Genomic DNA, 18,556 nt, shown 5'->3' on the forward strand with positions numbered 1-18,556 from the left:
AGTCTCCAGTCGATACGGATTGGTGGCGGCATGTCGGTGTCGTAACCAGTCCGGGGGAGGCCCTTCGAATCGTTGCGCGAGGAATCGTTGGCAAAAGGCATGGTTTTTTCCGCTGTTTCTTCATACGCGCTGTCGCGGCGTGACAGATGCAGGCGGGAACGAAGCAAAAGTTTCCATCATCCTTGCCCGGCGAGGCAAGGTTTCGCCGAAAAAGCCGGTAGTTTAGAAAGACCTTGTTAACCTCGCTAACTAACGGATTTTCAAGCAATTTCTTAACGCATGGTAAAGCCGCCTGCAGGCCGGCTAAGCACTGTGTGTTGTTTCCGCAACAAACCGAAATGAAGCATATACGTAAATGCTATTTATCGGATGTTGGCGATTGCAAGCGGCGAAACCTTTTGTATTTTCACCACCAGAAGCGAGGCGGTGGATCGTTTGGCTTCTAAGAACACGGGAATGGGGCAGGGAATGCTGTCCTTCAGCGAAAGTACCCAGACCCACTTAAAAACTTTGACTGGAGGTCAACCATGAACATCAAGAGCCTTCTCATCGGCTCCGCTGCGGCTCTCGCAGCAGTATCCGGCGCTCACGCTGCCGACGCTATCGTCGCTGCTGAGCCTGAGCCCCTGGAATACGTTCGCGTTTGCGACGCTTTCGGCACCGGCTTCTTCTACATCCCCGGCACTGAAACCTGCCTGAAGTTCGACGGTTACATCCGTTTCCAGACCGACTTCGGCCGCAACAAGTCCGGCACGTCTGACTGGGATTCGTTCACGCGCGCTCAGTTCAACATCGACACCCGTACCGACACCGAGCTCGGCGCTCTGCGCGGTTACATCGGCTTCCGCGGCCAGGCCGACAACGACAGCAACCGTGGCGTTGTTGTTGACCAGGCTTTCATCGAACTCGGCGGCCTGAAGGTCGGTTACTACTACAACTGGTGGGATGATGGTCTCTCCGGCGAAGTCGACAGCCTTGCTTCGAACCAGACCCGTCTGAACGCTATCCGTTACACCTACGACGCTGGCTCGTTCTACGTCGGCGCTGCTGTTGAAGAGCTGGAAGCTGCTCGTGGCGACTCCAACATCTCCGCAGACTTCGTAAAGGGCGGTTCGTTCGAACGTGCTAACAACGTTGGTATCTCCGCTATCGTTGGCGCCAAGTTCGGTGGTGTAAACGCTAACCTGCTCGGTGGCTACGACACCGACGCTGAAGAAGGCGCAATCCGCGCTATCGTCACGGCCGACATCGGCCCGGGTACGCTTGGTCTCTCCGGCGTTTGGGCTTCTGGCGCAAACCGCTACTACGAAGAGTCCGAATGGACGGTTGCTGCTGAATACGCAATCAAGGCAACTGACAAGCTGACCATCACCCCCGGCTTCCAGTACTTCAACACGATCGACCTCGGCGCTGATAACGACTGGGTTGGCGACCGCGATGCATGGCGCGCTGGTGTAGCTGTTGGCTACAAGATCACCCAGGGCCTCTCCACGCTCGTTTCGGTTAACTACCAGGACGTCGACGGCACCGAAGGTGTTGACACCGGCGCTGGCGACAGCTGGGTTGGTTTCGTTCGCCTTCAGCGCACGTTCTAATCTGATCTGACATTGTCAGTGATGGAAAGCCCGGCTCTTGAGCCGGGCTTTTTTTTGAATGGTATCTTGATAGGGCGGACATCGCGGCGGGTGGCGAGATCGTGGCGGCGTTCCGATTTTCCGCAGCTTTATCCTCGGAACAGGCCGCTACGCATGCCCATCGATTCGCTCGGTATCGGGAGCCTTGAGTCGTTTAAGGAATCCGAAGCTGTAGGCTTTTGCTTTTCGGTCAGTTTTTTCTTGCAGAAGTAGGGGCCTCTGCACATTGCAATCGTCTTTTGAACAATTTCCAGTGGCCTGATCGTGTCCAGATTCAGGTGATCTCGTAGGTTTTCTCAAAGCGGATTTTTCGAGTCTCTGGTTAAGTGACTGAAAAGCATGAGTTATTAATCATTTTTTAACGAATGGGGTCCCGTACGTTAGAATTGTAGCTATTTCGCAACAATGAAAAACTAAGGACACCTTACTGTCTTGCTTCTGTCACGATTGCGATTGCCTGAGCGACCGGTTTTGGCTCTAATCATCTCCATAAGCGGCACGCATTTCTGAAGTGCTTTCCCACCCGCTGCTTAGAAGATTAAGCGTTTGACTGGAGGTCAACCATGAACATCAAGAGCCTTCTCATCGGCTCCGCTGCAGCTCTCGCAGCAGTATCCGGCGCACAGGCCGCTGACGCTATCGTCGCTGCCGAGCCCGAGCCCCTGGAATACGTTCGCGTTTGCGACGCTTTCGGCACCGGCTTCTTCTACATCCCCGGCACCGAAACCTGCCTGAAGTTCGGCGGTTACATCCGTTTCCAGACCGACTTCGGTCGTAACGAATCCGGCACGTCTGACTGGGATTCGTTCACGCGCGCTCAGTTCGAGATTGACACCCGTACCGACACCGAGCTCGGCGCTCTGCGCGGCTTCATCGGTTTCCGTGGCGAAGCTGACAATGACAGCAACCGTGGCGTCAACGTCGACCAGGCTTTCATCGAACTCGGCGGCCTGAAGGTCGGTTACATGTACACCTGGTGGGATGACGATCTCTCCGGCGAAACCGACATCCTGTCTTCGAACTCCACCCGTGCAAACGCTCTGCGTTACACCTACGATGCCGGCTCCTTCTACGCTGGTATTTCGGTTGAAGAACTGGAAACCCCGCTTGACTCCGACTCGAACCTCGGCATCACCAAGGGCGGCTTCATCGAAGGCCCGAACAACGTTGGTATCAGCGGTATCATCGGTGCGAAGTTCGGCGTAGTTAGCGCAAACCTGCTCGGCTCCTACGACACCGACCAGGAAAACGGTGCACTCCGTGCAATCGTCACGGCTGACATCGGTCCGGGCACGTTTGGTCTCTCGGGTGCATGGGCTTCCGGCGCAAACTCTTACTACGAAGAGTCTGAGTGGACTGTTGCTGCTGAATACGCAATCAAGGCAACCGATAAGCTGACCATCACCCCCGGCGCTCAGTACTTCGGTACGGTTGACATCGGTGCTGACAACGACTTCACCGGCGACCGCGACGCATGGCGCGCTGGCGTAACGTTCGACTACCAGATCACGCAGGGCCTCGCTACCAAGGTTGCTGTTAACTACCAGGACGTTGACGGCACCGAAGGTGTTGACAACGGTGCTGGCGACCAGTGGACCGGTTTCGTTCGCCTTCAGCGTTCGTTCTAATCTGATCTGACATTGTCAGTGATGGAGACCCCGGCAGAAATGCCGGGGTTTTTCTTTTGACGGATTTTGGCGCAACGGAGCGTTAATTCGGACGCGGAAAACAAAAAAGCACCGGGCGAACCGATGCTTGAATATCTTTAAAATCGTCAGCGGCTGGTGAAAGAATACCGGCTTTACCCCGCACGCCCATGGCGCAGGTCGTCAACGATATCGGCCTGTTGCCCGAGCCTCGTCTTGTAGACCTGATAATTCTCCATTACCCGCTGCACGTAATTGCGGGTTTCGGGGAAGGGGATGCGCTCGATCCAGTCGACCACCTCGTCGATCGGCTTGCCGCGCGGGTCGCCATAGCGGGCGATCCATTCCGGCACGCGCTTTGGTCCGGCATTATAGGCAATGAAGGTGAGGATATAGGAGCCGCCGAAGCTGTCGATCTGCTCGCCGAGATAATGCGCGCCGAGCGTGGCATTATAGCCCGCATCGGTGGTCAGCCGTGCCTGGGTGTAGGGCAGGCCATGGCGTCCGGCTACGCCCTTGGCGGTTCCGGGCAGCAGTTGCAGCAGGCCGCGCGCATTGGCGGCGGAGACGGCGGCCGGGTTGAAGGCGCTTTCCTGCCGGGCAATCGCGTAAGCAAGCGCCTTGCCGGAGCCGGCAATATTGGCGCTGGCGGGAATGACGCCGAGCGGATAGGCGAGTGCGGCCGCATCGATGCCGCGGCTGAAAGCCGTCTTGCCGATTTGTAGCGAAACCTGATGATTGCCGTTGCCCTCCGCCCGCGCCGCCAGAATGGCAAGCTCGCCGGGGCTGTCGAGCTGTTCGGCCAGCGACCGGTAAAGGCTATCGGCCCGCCAGCCGTAACCGGCCGCTTCCAGCCGGTCGATGGCGCGCACGGCTTCACGACCGGCGAAACGTTCGCGGTCGCCGCTGCTGGGGCTCGGATAGGTGACATTCAGTGTCTTGGCGCCGATTCGCGCAGCGGCGAGCTGACCGTAAAACGTGCCGGGATGAGCGGCGGCTTTGGTGAAGAAATCACGGGCATCCCCCGGTCCGCCCGCTTCCGCCGTCCGCCCGAGCCAATAATAGGCGCGCGACGCCGAAAGCGGCCGGTTCGAAGTCTGAAGCAGCGTGTTGAAGTGGCGTGAAGCCGTGGCCGGATCGCGCAGCGCTCTTAGCGCATACCAGCCGGCATGGAATTCCGCATCGGCGGTATCAACGGCGGAGGTGGCCGAATGATTGGCGACGATGCGATAGGCCTCGGCGAAATCGCCGAGATCGGCGACGCCGCGTGCGATGATGCGCCGCTCGTTCCACCATTCGCCCGGATTGACGAGCTTGGCCGTTTCCTTCGGGGCCTGCCGCAAAAGCACGGCGGCTTCGGAGTATTTCTGCTGGTTGCGCAGGTTTTCTACCCGCGCGAAAAGATAGGCGGGGTCGCTGCGCCAGGAGGCATCGACCTTGCCGAGCAGCGCAGTCGCAGTAGTGGATCGCTGCAGCACGGCTGCCCAGGCATTGTAAAGCGACTGCGCCTTGCCGAGATCGCCGAAACGCTTCGCCTGGCCGATGCGGCTGCGATACATCAGATAATCCATGCGCGCCTTGTGATCGGCGGGCGTCAGATAGGTGGGAAACTCGGCAAGAACACGGTCTTCCATGTCCTTGTCCATGCCTTCGCTCACCCAGAGCTGGCGAATGAGACGCTGCGATTCCGCACCCTTGCCGGAGGAGGCGAGCGCCTTGGCGAGCACCACGCTGCCTTCCGCGGTTTCCGGCCGGCCGTTGCCGAAGGCGGCAAGCACCTGGGACGCCGGCGGATCTTCGCGGTAAAGCGCTTTTTCGGAATTGGCGCGCAGGGTGGCGGCACCCGGCCAGCCGGAGAGCTCGCGCTGGGCGGCGGCGATTTCGGCGGAAGCGACGTCCTTCTGGCCGGAAACGGCGATTGCCCAGGTAAGGATATGGCGGTCGAGGCTGCCGGTCGGCATGGTGTTGCGCAACGCAATCGCCCGGGCCGCATCGCGGCTGGAAAGCGCGTCGAGACCGGCCTTCAACTGGCTTGTATCGTCGGGGCGGTCGAGGCGCGGTATGGCGCCGGTGATCTCGGGCGAGGCCGGCATGAAGGCCGGAACGGTCGGCGCATTCGGCTTGACATAGGGAAGCGGCGCCGCACCTTCCGGCAGCGGCCCGGCCAATGCGTTCCAAACGGTTGCGGCAAGGCCCGCCGCCATCAATCCCCAGACTGTCTTTTTCATGCCGTTCTTCATCGTGTAACGGAGTTGCCGACTTTCTTGTAATATCATTTCATTGCAGCGGGATTGCCGAAAACGGTCTGATGTCCCACCCGGAAATCTTGGGATTTCAGGCTTAATGAAATGTTAATCGCCGCCCTGCAATTCAATCAACTTTTATTCACCGCCCTGCGAGCGGCGTCTCATTTCGGCGCCTGCTTTTTATGCTTGCCGATTGCAGCCCGGAGACTGTCACACTTCCGACAATTTCGGACAAAATACCCTGCCTTTGCGCTTGTCGGCGCCAAGGGCTGGCACTAATGTGTGCCGGTTTTAACCATCGAATGCGGCCGAAGCATGAACCGGCTCGGCGCCAGGAGCTTTGCATGTTCAAGGGATCAATTCCCGCCCTCATTACCCCGTTCACGGACAATGGCGCCGTGGACGAACAGGCATTTGCCGCCCATGTGGAATGGCAGATCGCCGAAGGCAGCAACGGACTTGTGCCTGTGGGCACGACGGGGGAATCTCCAACCCTGTCCCACGACGAGCACAAACGTGTCGTCGAGCTGTGCATCGAGGTAGCGGCGAAACGGGTTCCGGTCATTGCGGGCGCTGGCTCCAACAATACCGATGAGGCGATCGAGCTTGCGCTGCACGCGCAGGAAGCCGGCGCGGATGCGCTCTTGGTTGTCACTCCCTATTATAACAAGCCGACCCAGAAGGGCCTGTTCGCGCATTTTTCCGCCGTTGCCGAAGCGGTGAAGCTGCCGATCGTCATCTACAATATCCCGCCGCGCTCGGTGGTGGATATGTCGCCGGAAACCATGGGCGCACTGGTCAAGGCGCACAGGAACATCGTCGGCGTCAAGGATGCAACCGGCAAGATCGACCGCGTTTCCGAACAGCGCATTTCCTGCGGCAAGGACTTCATCCAGCTTTCGGGTGAGGATGGCACGGCGCTCGGCTTCAACGCCCATGGCGGCGTCGGCTGCATTTCGGTCACCGCCAATGTCGCGCCGCGCCTCTGTTCGGAGTTCCAGGCGGCGATGCTCGCCGGCGATTATGCCAAGGCGCTGGATTATCAGGATCGTCTGATGCCGCTGCACAAGGCGATCTTCATGGAGCCCGGCGTCTGCGGCACCAAATATGCGCTGTCGAAGACGCGCGGCGGCAACCGCCGGGTCCGCTCGCCCTTGATGAGTACGCTGGAACCGGCGACGGAAGCGGCCATCGACGCGGCGCTGAAGCACGCCGGCCTGATGAACTGAGACAGGCCCGAAAGCGTTTAAGGCGCGCCATGAACCGCTTCGCAACAGAAGCCGTTCGGCGCGCCTTTTCTTTTCGCGGCGACAACATTAAATAGGGGTTCGAAAACCGCTCTCGGCGGTAAGCCGAAGGCGCAATAAGAAAAACAAGGGATTGAAATATCATGGCCCCCAAAGGCAGCCAGCGCGTGGTGAACAAGATCGTTGCGGAAAACCGCAAGGCTCGTTTCAACTACGAAATCATCGACACCTATGAGGCAGGGCTCGTGCTGACCGGCACCGAGGTCAAGTCGCTGCGCGAAGGCAAGGCGAATATCGCCGAATCCTACGCCTCGGACGAAGGCGATGAAATCTGGCTCATCAATTCCCACCTGCCGGAATATCTGCAGGCCAACCGCTTCAACCACGAGCCGCGTCGCCGCCGCAAGCTGCTTCTGAGCAAGCGCGAGATCAACCGCCTGCGCGCCGGCATCAACCGTGAAGGCATGACGCTGGTGCCCTTGAAGATCTATTTCAACGACAGGGGCCGCGCGAAGCTGGAGCTGGCGCTCGCCAAGGGCAAGAAGCTGCACGACAAGCGCGAGACGGAGAAGGAACGCGACTGGAACCGGCAGAAATCGCGGTTGCTGAAGGGTGGCAACGCCTAAGCGGCAGGAGATTTCGCGGCGTAGAGGGTAGCGGCCTTTCGCCACTTGTTCTTCCGTCATGCCGGACTTGATCCGGCATCCAGCCGCGGCGCGTCTGCGCCGTGGAAAGAGTCCTTTCAGCCCAAGGACTTGGGCTGGCTGGATCCCGGCTCAAGGCCGGGATGACGGGAGTGTGTTGCTGCCCGCTGCGCCCGTCAAGCGGCCCGGTACGTCCGCTCCACATGCGCCTTTGTCGTCGAAACGCTGAACCGGCTGACAAGTGCCGCCAGATTGGCGCTGACATCGCTCAGATTATGCGTCGCCGCATTCGTCTCTTCCACCATGGCCGCATTCTTCTGGGTCAGATTGTCCATGCTGTTGATGGCGGCATTGATTTCCTGAATGCCGACGGATTGTTCCTGCGCCGCCTTGGTCAGCGAGGCGATATGTTCCTGAATATGATCCACCTTGTTGCCGATCATATTCAAGGATTCGCCCGTCTTGTTGACCAGTGAGACACCCTGCATCACGTCTTCGGAAGACTTGGCGATCAGCGTCTTGATTTCCTTCGCGGCGGTGGCGGAGCGCTGTGCGAGTTCACGCACTTCCTGGGCGACGACGGCGAACCCCTTGCCGGCCTCGCCGGCGCGCGCGGCCTCGACGCCTGCATTCAGCGCCAGAAGGTTGGTCTGGAACGAAATCTCGTCGATGACGGAGATGATCTGGGTGATCTTCTGCGATGAGTCCTCGATGGCCCCCATTGCTTTCACCGCTTCCGTCACCACATCGCGCGAGCGCGCGGCTTCGACGGCTGAGCTTTCGACGATGGCCTTCGCCTCTTCGGAACGCTGCGCCGACAATTTGGAAATGGTGGTGATTTCCTCGACGGCGGCGGCGGTTTCCTCAAGGGCGGCGGCCTGCTGCTCCGTGCGGCGGGCCATGTCATCGGTCGCGGAAGTCAGCTCGCGCGTATTGCCGGAAATCTTGTTCGCCTCTTCGACGATCTGCGCAAATGCGCCGGAGAGATTGCCGACGGCAGCGTTGAAATTGGCGACAAGCCCTTCGAATTGCGGTGCGGTCTTTTCGCCGATGCTGGAGGTGAGGTCGCCATTCGCCAGCCTGTCGAGGGCACTGTTAAGCAGTGCGAGAACGTGCTCCTGCTCCTTCTTCATCTGCGCCTGTTCGGCTTCCACCTTCTGCCGCTCGGCGGCCAGCGCGTCGAGATAGACGGAGATCGAATAATCCATATCGAGAAGGGCGGCCTTGATGGTGGCCGACAAGGCGTCCTTCACCTTCTTGGCCTTCTTCTCCATGAAAAAGCCCTTCAATTCGGACTCGATCAGGGCCTTGACGATGCCGTCGAGCATCAGGGCGTAACCGCCGATGTACCATCTCGGCTCCAGCCCCAGTCTCGCATGGGTGCGACCGATGGCGGTTACGGCATCGGTATAATCCGCATTGAATGTGCCGGAGGCGATCCTTGCCCAGTGTTTGAGCTGCATGCCCTTGGCGTGCTGCACATGCGCGTCGTTGGCGAAGAATTTCGCCGTCTCCGGCACTGAGCGAACCTTCGCGTAAAAACGATCCAGAGACGCATCGAGAGAGCCGGTGATGACGCCCTTCATGTCTGAAAGATTTTGCCGCTGCTCGTGGCCGAGCCCCAGAAAATTCAGTCTTTCATCGAGCTGTCGGTCGGTTTTTGTCTGGCCATGCATGTCTAGTCATCCTGCTTTGACACCCAAATCACGTCGCTGGTGCCGTTGCGTGATTTAGACACGTCTAAAATTAACCAAGATATAATTTCGACTGGCCGGATTTGACGGTTGTTAATTCCAGGGGGAATTTTTGCCCTGCCGACAGGGTGTCAAACAAAAACGCGCCCGTCTTTGCGACGGGCGCGTTTCTGAAATATCAAGCGATGCGAAAGCCGGGATCAGATCGTTTCCGGGCTTTCGGCGTGCCGGGCAGGGCGCTCGTTCGGGTCGCGCCCGATCTCGGCCTTCAGCGTCATCAGATCGATGAAGTGATCGGCCTGGCGACGCAGGTCGTCGGCGATCATGGCGGGCTGCGTGGCCATGGTGGAAACCACGGAAACCTTGCGGCCCTTGCGCTGCAGCGCGTCTACCAGCGTGGTGAAATCGCCGTCGCCGGAGAAGAGCACCAGATGATCGACTGTCTCGGACTGTTCCATGGCATCGACTGCCAGTTCGATATCCATGTTGCCCTTGATCTTGCGGCGGCCGAGAGCGTCGGTGAATTCCTTCGCTGGCTTCGTCACGACCTTGTAGCCGTTATAATCCAGCCAGTCGATCAGCGGGCGGATCGAGGAATATTCCTGATCCTCGATGAGCGCGGTGTAATAATAGGCGCGCAGCAGGTATCCACGCTTTTGAAACGCCTTCAGGAGCTTGCGGTAGTCGATATCGAATCCCAGGCTTTTCGATGCTGCATAAAGATTGGCTCCGTCTATGAAGAGCGCAATTTTCTCCCGTGGATCGAACATTCCATCCCATTCCTTTTTTTGGAAAGGCCATTATCTGGCTTTTATATCCGGTCGATAACGCAAAAAAACATGTCGTATCAACGAGCTTTGCGTATCGCCGTTGCGTTTTAAGTAAGCTACCTTCCCCCTTATTCCAAGACAATTCTTCTAGACATTTTGTTCATCAGACGCCAAAGGTGGGCAATAAGGTGCCAAAAGACGCCAAAGACAGGAAAAACTTGAATTCCGCGGCCAATGGCTGTATCGGAAGCTGGAAAGCATCGTCGCGAGAAATCTTGAATGTTTTTCGCAAGGCACGAAGCGCAGATTCAATAGGTTAGAGCAACCCTTGTGCACCCCGAACATCGCACGGCGCTCTGATCCACGACATTACGACCCGCAAAGGACAGGCAATGGCCCGCGTCACAGTTGAAGATTGCATTGATAAAGTAGACAACCGTTTCGAGCTGGTGCTTCTCGCCAGCCACCGTGCGCGCCAGATTTCTCAAGGGTCCTCCATCACGGTTGACCGCGACAACGACAAGAACCCGGTTGTGGCGCTGCGCGAAATCGCCGACGAGACGCTGTCTCCCGACGATCTGAAGGAAGACCTGATCCATTCGCTGCAGAAGCACGTGGAAGTGGACGAGCCCGAGCCCGATCCGGTCACGCTCGCCGCCTCCGCCATTGCCGATGGCGAAGAAGACGACCAGCCAGAAACCGTTACTTTCGACCAGATGTCGGAAGAAGAACTGCTGGCCGGTATCGAAGGCCTTGTGCCGCCGGAAAAAAATGACGACTATTGATAGGATTTTATGATGCCTTTGGCAGGCGGCGGTTACCGTCTGTCAATAGTTGCCGTCATAATCTGATCCCTATTGATGCAGCATTGTGCGCCGACCCTCAGGTTGGCGCGCTTTCTTTTTGTGGAATATCGCATGATGCGGCAATACGAACTCGTCGAGCGGGTTCAAAAATATAAACCGGATGCGAATGAGGCCCTGCTGAACAAGGCCTATGTTTACGCCATGCAGAAACACGGCCAGCAGAAGCGGGCCAATGGCGACCCCTATATTTCGCATCCGCTCGAAGTTGCCGCGATCCTCACCGAAATGCATCTCGACGAATCGACCATCGCGGTGGCGCTGCTGCACGATACGATTGAGGACACCACCGCCACCCGCGCCGAAATCGACGAGTTGTTCGGCGAGGATATCGGCCGGCTGGTGGAAGGGCTGACCAAGCTCAAGAAGCTCGACCTCGTTACCCGCAAGGCCAAGCAGGCGGAAAACCTGCGCAAGCTGCTGCTTGCCATTTCCGACGACGTGCGCGTTCTGCTGGTGAAGCTCGCAGACCGTCTGCACAATATGCGCACCATGGAATATATGCCGGCCGACAAGCGCAGCCGCATTTCCGAAGAAACCATGGAAATCTATGCGCCGCTCGCCGGCCGCATGGGCATGCAGGATATGCGCGATGAGCTGGAGGACCTGTCCTTCCGTTACCTCAATCCGGAAGCCTATGAGACGGTGACCAACCGTCTTCAGGAACTGGAAACGCGCAATGAAGGGCTGATCAAGAAGATCGAGGACGAGCTGCGCGAGCTTCTCGTGGCGAACGGCCTCATCGGGGCCAATGTCAAAGGGCGTCAAAAGAAGCCCTATTCGGTGTTCCGCAAGATGCAGTCGAAGTCGCTCTCTTTCGAGCAGCTTTCCGATGTCTACGGTTTCCGCATTCTGGTCGATGACATTCCCTCCTGCTATCGGGCGCTGGGCATCGTGCACACCCGCTGGCGCGTGGTGCCGGGCCGCTTCAAGGATTACATCTCCACGCCGAAGCAGAACGACTATCGCTCCATCCACACCACCATCGTCGGCCCGTCGCGCCAGCGTATCGAGCTGCAGATCCGCACCAAGCGCATGCATGAGATCGCCGAATTCGGCATCGCCGCCCATGCGCTTTACAAGGATGGCGAAAACGGGGAGGGCGATCTGCTCTCGCCGGAGAGCAACGCCTATTCCTGGCTGCGCCACACCATCGAATCGCTGGCCGAAGGCGACAGCCCGGAAGAATTCCTCGAGCACACCAAGCTCGAGCTTTTCCAGGATCAGGTGTTCTGCTTCACGCCCAAGGGCAAGCTGATCGCCCTGCCGCGCGGCGCGACGCCCATCGATTTCGCCTATGCGGTGCACACCAATATCGGCGACACCACCGTTGGCGCGAAGATCAACGGGCGGATCATGCCGCTCGTCACCCGCCTGAACAACGGCGACGAGGTGGAGATCATCCGTTCCGGCGTGCAGGTGCCGCCGGCGGCATGGGAAGAGGTGGTGGTGACCGGCAAGGCCCGTTCGGCCATTCGCCGCGCCACCCGCATGGCCATCCGCAAGCAATATTCCGGCCTCGGTTATCGCATTCTGGAACGCACCTTCGAGCGCGCCGGCAAGGCCTTCTCGCGGGAAGCGCTGAAGCCCGTGCTGCATCGCCTGGCGCAGAAGGATGTCGAAGACGCCATCGCCGCCGTCGGTCGCGGTGAGGTCTCCTCGCTCGATGTGCTGCGTGCGGTCTATCCGGATTATCAGGACGAGCGAGTCACGGTGAAGATGACCGGCGACGACGGATGGTTCAACATGCGCAGCGCCTCCGGCATGGTCTTCAAGATCCCCGGCAAGTCGCGCTCGGTTCTCGAGGACGACGGTGCGGCCGAGATGCTGGATGGACCGGACCCGCTGCCCATCCGTGGCCTTTCCGGCAATGTCGACGTGCATTTCGGCGCCGCCGGCGCCGTTCCGGGTGACCGCATCGTCGGCATCATGGAAAAAGGCAAGGGCATCACCATCTATCCCATTCAGGCGCCGGCGCTGCAACGCTTCGACGACGAGCCGGAGCGGTGGATCGATGTGCGCTGGGATCTCGATGAGGCGAACAAGTCGCGCTTCATGGCGCGGGTGATGATCAATGCGCTGAACGAGCCGGGCACGCTCGCCTCGGTGGCGCAGTCCATCGCCACGCTCGATGTCAATATTCGCGGTCTCAACATGGTCCGCATCGGCACGGATTTCTCCGAGCTGGCGCTGGATGTCGAAGTCTGGGATCTCAGGCAGCTGAACCAGCTTCTGTCGCAGCTCAAGGATCTCGATTGCGTCTCGACCGTGACGCGTGCCTTCGATTGAGGCATTTTTGATCCTTTGCAATCACTCAAAGGCCGCTGTTATGCATTGAATGCATGGCAGCGGCCTTTTCCTGTCTCTGGTGGTGGAGGCGGTTTGCGACTATTTTCTTCTCAGAAATTGAAGAGAAGGAAACGCGGCGTGCCGGTGGATGAACACCGATGAGAAACGCCAGTTCCAAACCGAAAGGACCGAAAATCATGTTTACTCCGCTTCGCAAGATCGCTCGCGCCGTTCGTGGCAAGACCACCCAGGAACGCGAATTCGAATATCTCAGCGCTTCGGTGTCGAATGTCGACCTGGAATTCCGCCAGCGCGAAATCGACCGCGGCCTGTTCCGCCGGTAATGCACTCAGCGCATGGCAGCCCATCGCCATGCGTATGAGACTCGGAGGGTGCGCGGCCGTCGTTGGCACGCTCGCCCCTCTATCTTGCAAAACTATGTGAATGCGCGCTTCAAGCGGTTGTCCCAAACTGGTTGACCAATACGCCGCAAAAAAATCCCGGTTCAGTCCCCCTGTCGCAATAGACGACACTAAATTGGGACTGATATCGAAGGCTCGATATTCACTGTATTCGTGACATCCCGCGTCCGTCATGCCGGACTTGATCCGGCATCCAGTCAGCCCAAGTCCTTGGGCTGGAAAGTGTCTTCTCGCCGTGCAGACGCTCGTCGGCTGGATTCCGGCTCAAGGCCGGAATGACGGAAGCGGAGAATACACCTGCAAAAGAAATCCCTGCGTCATCTAGGATGCTCTTGGCTCTGCCCGGGCGATGAAATAGACTGCCCCCATGCCGTTTCGCCGCCGTGAACCCGTTGGTTTTTCAGAGAAGATTCGCGACCTCTTCTGGCCGCGCACGGGTTTTTCCCGTTCGTTGCGCTATATGAAGCTGCGCCTTCTGCGGCTTTCCGCCTCTCCGCATTCGGTTGCCGCCGGTGTTGCTCTCGGTGTCGGCGTGGCGTGGACGCCGTTTCTCGGCGTTCATATCATCATCGCCATGGCGCTCGGTTTTCTCATGCGCGTCAATCTCGTGGCGGCGGCGCTCGGCACCACCTTCGCCAATCCGCTGACATTTCCGTTCATCTGGGCATCCACCTGGGAGCTGGGGCACTTCATCCTCGGCCGGCAGAAGACGGAAAGCGCTGCGCATGTGGATTTCGTGGCGCTGTTCAGCCATCTCGAATTCCGGCAGATATGGACGCCGGTGCTGGAACCTATGACCATCGGCGCGCTGCTTCCTGCCGTTATCAGCGCGGTCATCGCCTATATCGCCGTCTATGGTCTCATCAGCGGTTTCCAGCGCCGCAAGATGGAAAATCTCGCGCATCGCGCCGCCAACAAGAATGCTTCTCTGGAGATGCTGAAATGATCATTGGATTAGGCAGCGACCTGATCGACATCCGCCGCGTTGAAAAATCGATCGAACGTTTCGGCGAGCGCTTCACCCATCGCTGTTTCACCGATATCGAGCGCGCCAAATCCGATGGCCGCAAGAACCGCGCCGCTTCCTATGCCAAGCGTTTCGCCGCCAAGGAAGCCTGTTCCAAGGCGCTGGGAACCGGCCTTGCGAACGGCGTTTTCTGGAAGGATATGGGCGTCGTCAATCTGCCGGGCGGCAAGCCGACCATGGTGTTGACCAATGGGGCAGGGGAAAGGCTGGCGGCGCTGCTGCCCGCCGGCCACCGCGCCAATATTCACCTGACGATCACGGATGATTTTCCTTACGCTCAGGCATTTGTGATTATCGAGGCGCTTCCCGTGAACGGGTAAGACCCGGTGAAGCCGCATTGGCGTCCTATTTGCGGACGTGTCACAGAAGCGCTTCCCTTCGGGCTGGAAAGGTTCTAGAGAAGTCGCAGAAATATGAAAGCGTTGCCGGCTGCGTGAAACCGCTTCACCCGCCGCAGGCGCGACAAACAACGGCCCGGAAGCCTTCGTGAAGCCGAAGAAGCCGGGAAACAATCAGGCAGGTCTTTAAGTGTCGGAAAAAGCTGAAAAGAAGCAGAACGCCCTCTGGGAGAACGTCAAGGTCATCATTCAGGCGCTGCTGCTGGCCATGGTCATCCGCACCGTGCTGTTTCAGCCCTTCACGATCCCGTCCGGCTCGATGATGCCGACGCTTCTGGTTGGCGACTATCTTTTCGTCAACAAGTTCTCCTACGGCTATTCGAAATATTCGCTGCCCTTTTCGCCGAACCTGTTTTCGGGCCGCATTCTCGAATTCAGCAAGCCGAAGCGCGGCGATGTCGTGGTCTTCCGCCTGCCGCCCAATCCTGAAGTGGATTACATCAAGCGTCTCGTCGGCTTGCCTGGTGACCGTATCCAGGTGACGAACGGCGTGCTGTTCATCAACGGCCAGCCGGTGCCGAAGCAACCCGATGGCACCTTCACCTCCGATTACCGCGCCGATCCGGGCGCCAACGTGCCTGTCTTCCGCGAAACGCTCGACAATGGCGTCACCTACGACACGCTCGATCAATCGCCCGACTCGCGCGGCGATAACACCCGCGAATTCGTGGTGCCGGAAGGCCATTATTTCATGATGGGCGACAATCGCGACAATTCGCTCGATAGCCGCTTCGACGTCGGTTTCGTACCGGAAGAAAACCTGATCGGCCGCGCCAGCGTCATCTTCTTCTCGCTGGGCAATGACACGCCGTTCAGCCGCATTTGGGAATGGCCGGCCAACATGCGTTGGGACCGCCTCTTCAAGGTTGTGGAATGAGCAAGACCAAGCCGCTTTCGGCGGACGAGATTTCCCGTCTGGAAGCGTTGATCGGATATGAGTTCAAGGAAAAGGCCCGGCTCGACCGGGCCTTGACCCATGCCAGCGCCCGCTCGGCGGCGGCCGGCAATTACGAGCGGCTGGAATTTTTAGGTGACCGTGTTCTCGGTCTCTGCGTCGCCGAATTGCTGTTCTCCACCTTCCGTAACGCCACCGAAGGCGAGCTTTCGGTCCGTCTGAACCAGCTTGTCAGCGCCGAATCCTGCGCCGCGATCGGCGACGAGATGGGCCTGCATAATTTCATCCGCACCGGCTCGGATGTGAAGAAGCTGACCGGCAAGGCGATGCTGAACGTGCGCGCCGATGTCGTCGAAAGCCTGATCGCCACCATCTATCTGGATGGCGGGCTGGAAGCATCGCGCAAATTCATTCTGAAATACTGGCAGGGCCGCGCAACCAGCGTGGATGCCGGGCGACGCGACGCCAAGACCGAGTTGCAGGAATGGGCGCATGCCAGATTTGCGACCACACCCTCTTACCGGGTTGACGATCGCTCCGGACCGGATCACGATCCCCGCTTTACGGTGACTGTCGAAATTCCCGGCGTGAAGCCGGAAACCGGTGTCGAGCGCTCCAAGCGCGCGGCCGAACAGGTGGCGGCAACAAGATTGCTGGAACGCGAAGGCGTCTGGCAGAAGACCTCCACCCGGAACTGAGCACCCGGCGAGCCGGGTGCCAAAATCGAGCGCATGGCGGACCCGCGGGCCGCATGTTGAATACCTCTGACCTTGATGGATAACATGACCGATCACGAAAACCCCGCCGTCGCCGGCGAAGACAATAACCTTCCGACCCGTTCCGGCTTCGTGGCCTTGATTGGCCCGACCAATGCCGGCAAATCGACGCTGGTCAACAGGCTGGTGGGCGCCAAGGTCTCGATCGTCAGCCACAAGGTGCAGACGACGCGCGCCGTCATGCGCGGTATCGCCATTCACAAGAATGCGCAGATCGTTTTCATGGACACGCCCGGCATCTTCAAGCCGCGCCGCCGGCTTGATCGCGCCATGGTCACCTCCGCCTGGGGCGGCGCGAAGGATGCCGATCTCATCCTGCTTTTGATCGACAGCGAGCGTGGTCTTAAAGGCGACGCAGAGGCCATTCTCGAAGGCCTGAAGGATGTTCCGCAGAAGAAGATCCTCTGCCTCAACAAGATCGACCAGGTGAAGCGCGAAGACCTGCTGAAGCTGGCCGCCGCCGCCAATGAGACAGTCGCCTTCGACCGCACCTTCATGATTTCGGCCACCAACGGTTCGGGTTGCGAAGACCTGATGGATTATCTTGTGGAGGCTCTGCCGGAAGGTCCGTGGTATTATCCGGAAGATCAGATCTCCGATCTGCCGATGCGCCAGCTCGCCGCCGAAATCACCCGCGAAAAACTGTTCCTGCGCCTGCATCAGGAGCTTCCCTACGCCTCGCATGTCGAGACGGAAAAATGGGAAGAACGCAAGGACGGCTCCGTGCGCATCGAGCAAGTGATCTATGTCGAACGCGACAGCCAGAAGAAGATTGCGCTCGGCAAGAACGGCGATGCGATCAAGGCCATCTCCACCGCCTCGCGCAAGGAACTGTCGGAAATCCTCGAACAGCCGGTGCATCTCTTCCTGTTTGTCAAGGTGCGCGAGAACTGGGGCGACGACCCCGAGCGCTTCCGTGAAATGGGACTGGAATTCCCACGGGGGTAATTGCCAGGCATCCTCCCTCATCCCTGTGCCTGTCACAGGGATCCAGCCAGCCCAAGTCCTTGGGCTGGAAAGACTCTCTCGCCGCGCAGACGCGCGTCGGCTGGATTCCTGTGACGAGCACAGGAATGAGAGAGAGTGGGGGAAGCGGAACGACGCACAAAGCACGAATTGAATATCTTCACCCACCATCCGGAACCGAATACGTTCGGGCGGGTTGTTCCAAAACAATTGGGCGCAACCTTTTTCGATGACGGATATTCATGTCGCCAAAAAAACCGAACGGAATTTCCACCACCCCGTGCCAGCAATGTCCCCTGCGCGACCTGCCGCATTTCCGGGATTTTTCCTCTTCCGAACTGGATTTCGTCTCGCGTTTCAAAACGGGGGAACTTGCGGTGGAAAGCGGCTCCGTCATCTTGATGGAGGGCTCGCACAGCGCCCATCTTTACACCGTTTTGCAGGGCTGGGCTTTCCGTTACAAGACACTGGAGGACGGCCGGCGGCAAATCCTCAACTATGTCATGCCCGGCGATCTCGTCGGTCTGCAGGGCACGGTGATGGGGGAAATGCAGCATTCGGTGGAGGCGCTGTCGCCGGTGACGCTCTGCGTCTTCGAGCGGTCCCGCCTCAACAACCTCTTCACCGATCATCCGACGCTTGCCTATGACCTCACCTGGATCGCGGCGAGTGAAGAACGCATGCTGGACAGCCATCTCCTCAGCATCGGCCGGCGCACCGCGCTGGAACGCGCCGCCTATCTGATCGCGTTTCTCTATCGCAAGGCGAAAGCGGTCAATCTCATCCCCGGCGAAACACCGATCCCGGTCACCCAGCAACACGTTGCCGACACGCTTGGCCTGTCCATCGTTCACACCAACAAGACCTTGAGAAAGCTCGTCGATCGCGGTCTCATCCGCTGGACGGACAAGGGCTGTCTGGTGCTGGACGACGCCGGGCTGAGCAACCTGGCGGGCTGGGAAAGCGATGAAAAGCGGCAAAGACCCTTCATCTGATCTTCCTTCGACATGTCTTTTTTAAATGACGGTGGAGCCGTAAT

General features: G+C 58.9%; 17 protein-coding genes. 13 read left to right on the top strand and 4 right to left on the bottom strand.

The genetic code is table 11. The annotated features are described in order from the left end of the window. Positions 1-527: 527 nt before the first annotated feature. Together CFBP4996_RS03485 and CFBP4996_RS03490 are read left to right on the top strand one after the other, a co-directional pair. Positions 528-1,595, top strand: a complete 1,068-nt coding sequence (locus CFBP4996_RS03485) for a porin (protein ID WP_080852405.1) — start codon at positions 528-530, stop codon at positions 1,593-1,595. Positions 1,596-2,197: 602 nt separating this feature from the next. Further along, entirely contained in the window at positions 2,198-3,262 is a 1,065-nt protein-coding gene (locus CFBP4996_RS03490) for a porin (RefSeq protein ID WP_080852403.1), read from the top strand. A gap of 173 nt (positions 3,263-3,435) precedes the next feature. Here the strand turns inward: CFBP4996_RS03490 and CFBP4996_RS03495 are convergent, their stop codons facing one another. Beyond that, positions 3,436-5,508: a lytic transglycosylase domain-containing protein gene (locus CFBP4996_RS03495; protein WP_162935897.1), complete on the bottom strand. Its 2,073-nt coding sequence runs from the start codon at positions 5,506-5,508 to the stop codon at positions 3,436-3,438. A gap of 362 nt (positions 5,509-5,870) precedes the next feature. Between CFBP4996_RS03495 and dapA the strand changes: the two genes are divergently transcribed. Both dapA and smpB read left to right on the top strand, forming a co-directional pair. Then, complete coding sequence (dapA, locus tag CFBP4996_RS03500; protein WP_003524121.1) at positions 5,871-6,755, top strand: 4-hydroxy-tetrahydrodipicolinate synthase; 885 nt, start codon at positions 5,871-5,873, stop codon at positions 6,753-6,755. 161 nt (positions 6,756-6,916) lie between these two features. Continuing rightward, positions 6,917-7,399 carry an SsrA-binding protein SmpB gene (smpB, locus tag CFBP4996_RS03505; RefSeq protein ID WP_003524122.1) on the top strand — a complete coding sequence of 161 codons (483 nt, stop codon included), beginning with the start codon at positions 6,917-6,919 and terminating at the stop codon, positions 7,397-7,399. Between the two features lie 194 nt (positions 7,400-7,593). On the opposite strand, the gene CFBP4996_RS03510 is transcribed toward smpB, so the two are convergent. Further along, positions 7,594-9,093, bottom strand: a complete 1,500-nt coding sequence (locus CFBP4996_RS03510) for a methyl-accepting chemotaxis protein (RefSeq protein ID WP_080852401.1) — start codon at positions 9,091-9,093, stop codon at positions 7,594-7,596. Positions 9,094-9,311: 218 nt separating this feature from the next. After that, positions 9,312-9,881, bottom strand: a complete 570-nt coding sequence (locus CFBP4996_RS03515; protein ID WP_003521125.1) for a LabA-like NYN domain-containing protein — start codon at positions 9,879-9,881, stop codon at positions 9,312-9,314. Positions 9,882-10,273: 392 nt separating this feature from the next. Here CFBP4996_RS03515 and rpoZ point away from each other — a divergent pair, with 392 nt between their 5' ends. Beyond that, entirely contained in the window at positions 10,274-10,666 is a 393-nt protein-coding gene (gene rpoZ, locus CFBP4996_RS03520) for a DNA-directed RNA polymerase subunit omega (protein ID WP_035262680.1), read from the top strand. Positions 10,667-10,798: 132 nt separating this feature from the next. Then, the gene (locus CFBP4996_RS03525; protein ID WP_003521127.1) at positions 10,799-13,033 is read left to right on the top strand and encodes a RelA/SpoT family protein; all 2,235 of its coding nucleotides are present in this window, start codon (positions 10,799-10,801) and stop codon (positions 13,031-13,033) included. A 25-nt stretch (positions 13,034-13,058) separates the two neighbouring features. Here CFBP4996_RS03525 and CFBP4996_RS03530 read toward each other — a convergent pair whose 3' ends face one another. Then, on the bottom strand, positions 13,059-13,232 hold the full coding sequence (locus tag CFBP4996_RS03530) for a hypothetical protein (RefSeq protein WP_162935896.1): 174 nt from the start codon (positions 13,230-13,232) through the stop codon (positions 13,059-13,061). Between CFBP4996_RS03530 and CFBP4996_RS03535 the strand changes: the two genes are divergently transcribed. From CFBP4996_RS03535 to CFBP4996_RS03565, 7 genes are all read left to right on the top strand, one after another. Beyond that, the gene (locus CFBP4996_RS03535; RefSeq protein ID WP_162180472.1) at positions 13,231-13,377 is read left to right on the top strand and encodes a DUF3563 domain-containing protein; all 147 of its coding nucleotides are present in this window, start codon (positions 13,231-13,233) and stop codon (positions 13,375-13,377) included. The genes CFBP4996_RS03530 and CFBP4996_RS03535 overlap by 2 nt on opposite strands. A 445-nt stretch (positions 13,378-13,822) precedes the next feature. Then, entirely contained in the window at positions 13,823-14,401 is a 579-nt protein-coding gene (locus CFBP4996_RS03540; RefSeq protein WP_035262677.1) for a DUF2062 domain-containing protein, read from the top strand. After that, positions 14,398-14,802, top strand: a complete 405-nt coding sequence (gene acpS, locus CFBP4996_RS03545) for a holo-ACP synthase (RefSeq protein ID WP_003521129.1) — start codon at positions 14,398-14,400, stop codon at positions 14,800-14,802. Before CFBP4996_RS03540 ends, acpS begins: the two co-directional genes overlap by 4 nt. A gap of 208 nt (positions 14,803-15,010) precedes the next feature. After that, positions 15,011-15,757 carry a signal peptidase I gene (lepB, locus tag CFBP4996_RS03550; RefSeq protein WP_003496938.1) on the top strand — a complete coding sequence of 249 codons (747 nt, stop codon included), beginning with the start codon at positions 15,011-15,013 and terminating at the stop codon, positions 15,755-15,757. Beyond that, positions 15,754-16,473: a ribonuclease III gene (gene rnc, locus CFBP4996_RS03555; protein WP_035218055.1), complete on the top strand. Its 720-nt coding sequence runs from the start codon at positions 15,754-15,756 to the stop codon at positions 16,471-16,473. The genes lepB and rnc overlap by 4 nt, the downstream gene beginning before the upstream one ends. Before the next feature lie 75 nt (positions 16,474-16,548). Next, on the top strand, positions 16,549-17,499 hold the full coding sequence (gene era / locus CFBP4996_RS03560; protein ID WP_162935895.1) for a GTPase Era: 951 nt from the start codon (positions 16,549-16,551) through the stop codon (positions 17,497-17,499). A 260-nt stretch (positions 17,500-17,759) separates the two neighbouring features. Beyond that, positions 17,760-18,512 carry a Crp/Fnr family transcriptional regulator gene (locus CFBP4996_RS03565; RefSeq protein ID WP_080852398.1) on the top strand — a complete coding sequence of 251 codons (753 nt, stop codon included), beginning with the start codon at positions 17,760-17,762 and terminating at the stop codon, positions 18,510-18,512. Positions 18,513-18,556: the final 44 nt, after the last annotated feature.

The organism is Agrobacterium leguminum, assembly GCF_005144435.2.
GTDB lineage: Bacteria > Pseudomonadota > Alphaproteobacteria > Rhizobiales > Rhizobiaceae > Agrobacterium > Agrobacterium leguminum.

Excerpts from the sequence above, each read along its gene's own strand:
- era (WP_162935895.1), top strand. The coding sequence starts at position 16,549 with ATGGATAACATGACCGATCACGAAAACCCCGCCGTCGCCGGCGAAGAC.
- CFBP4996_RS03515 (WP_003521125.1), bottom strand. The coding sequence starts at position 9,881 with ATGTTCGATCCACGGGAGAAAATTGCGCTCTTCATAGACGGAGCCAAT.
- rnc (WP_035218055.1), top strand. The coding sequence starts at position 15,754 with ATGAGCAAGACCAAGCCGCTTTCGGCGGACGAGATTTCCCGTCTGGAA.
- acpS (WP_003521129.1), top strand. The coding sequence starts at position 14,398 with ATGATCATTGGATTAGGCAGCGACCTGATCGACATCCGCCGCGTTGAA.
- dapA (WP_003524121.1), top strand. The coding sequence starts at position 5,871 with ATGTTCAAGGGATCAATTCCCGCCCTCATTACCCCGTTCACGGACAAT.
- CFBP4996_RS03495 (WP_162935897.1), bottom strand. The coding sequence starts at position 5,508 with ATGAAAAAGACAGTCTGGGGATTGATGGCGGCGGGCCTTGCCGCAACC.
- rpoZ (WP_035262680.1), top strand. The coding sequence starts at position 10,274 with ATGGCCCGCGTCACAGTTGAAGATTGCATTGATAAAGTAGACAACCGT.
- CFBP4996_RS03490 (WP_080852403.1), top strand. The coding sequence starts at position 2,198 with ATGAACATCAAGAGCCTTCTCATCGGCTCCGCTGCAGCTCTCGCAGCA.
- CFBP4996_RS03525 (WP_003521127.1), top strand. The coding sequence starts at position 10,799 with ATGATGCGGCAATACGAACTCGTCGAGCGGGTTCAAAAATATAAACCG.
- CFBP4996_RS03510 (WP_080852401.1), bottom strand. The coding sequence starts at position 9,093 with ATGCATGGCCAGACAAAAACCGACCGACAGCTCGATGAAAGACTGAAT.
- smpB (WP_003524122.1), top strand. The coding sequence starts at position 6,917 with ATGGCCCCCAAAGGCAGCCAGCGCGTGGTGAACAAGATCGTTGCGGAA.
- CFBP4996_RS03530 (WP_162935896.1), bottom strand. The coding sequence starts at position 13,232 with ATGATTTTCGGTCCTTTCGGTTTGGAACTGGCGTTTCTCATCGGTGTT.
- CFBP4996_RS03540 (WP_035262677.1), top strand. The coding sequence starts at position 13,823 with ATGCCGTTTCGCCGCCGTGAACCCGTTGGTTTTTCAGAGAAGATTCGC.
- CFBP4996_RS03485 (WP_080852405.1), top strand. The coding sequence starts at position 528 with ATGAACATCAAGAGCCTTCTCATCGGCTCCGCTGCGGCTCTCGCAGCA.
- CFBP4996_RS03535 (WP_162180472.1), top strand. The coding sequence starts at position 13,231 with ATGTTTACTCCGCTTCGCAAGATCGCTCGCGCCGTTCGTGGCAAGACC.
- CFBP4996_RS03565 (WP_080852398.1), top strand. The coding sequence starts at position 17,760 with ATGTCGCCAAAAAAACCGAACGGAATTTCCACCACCCCGTGCCAGCAA.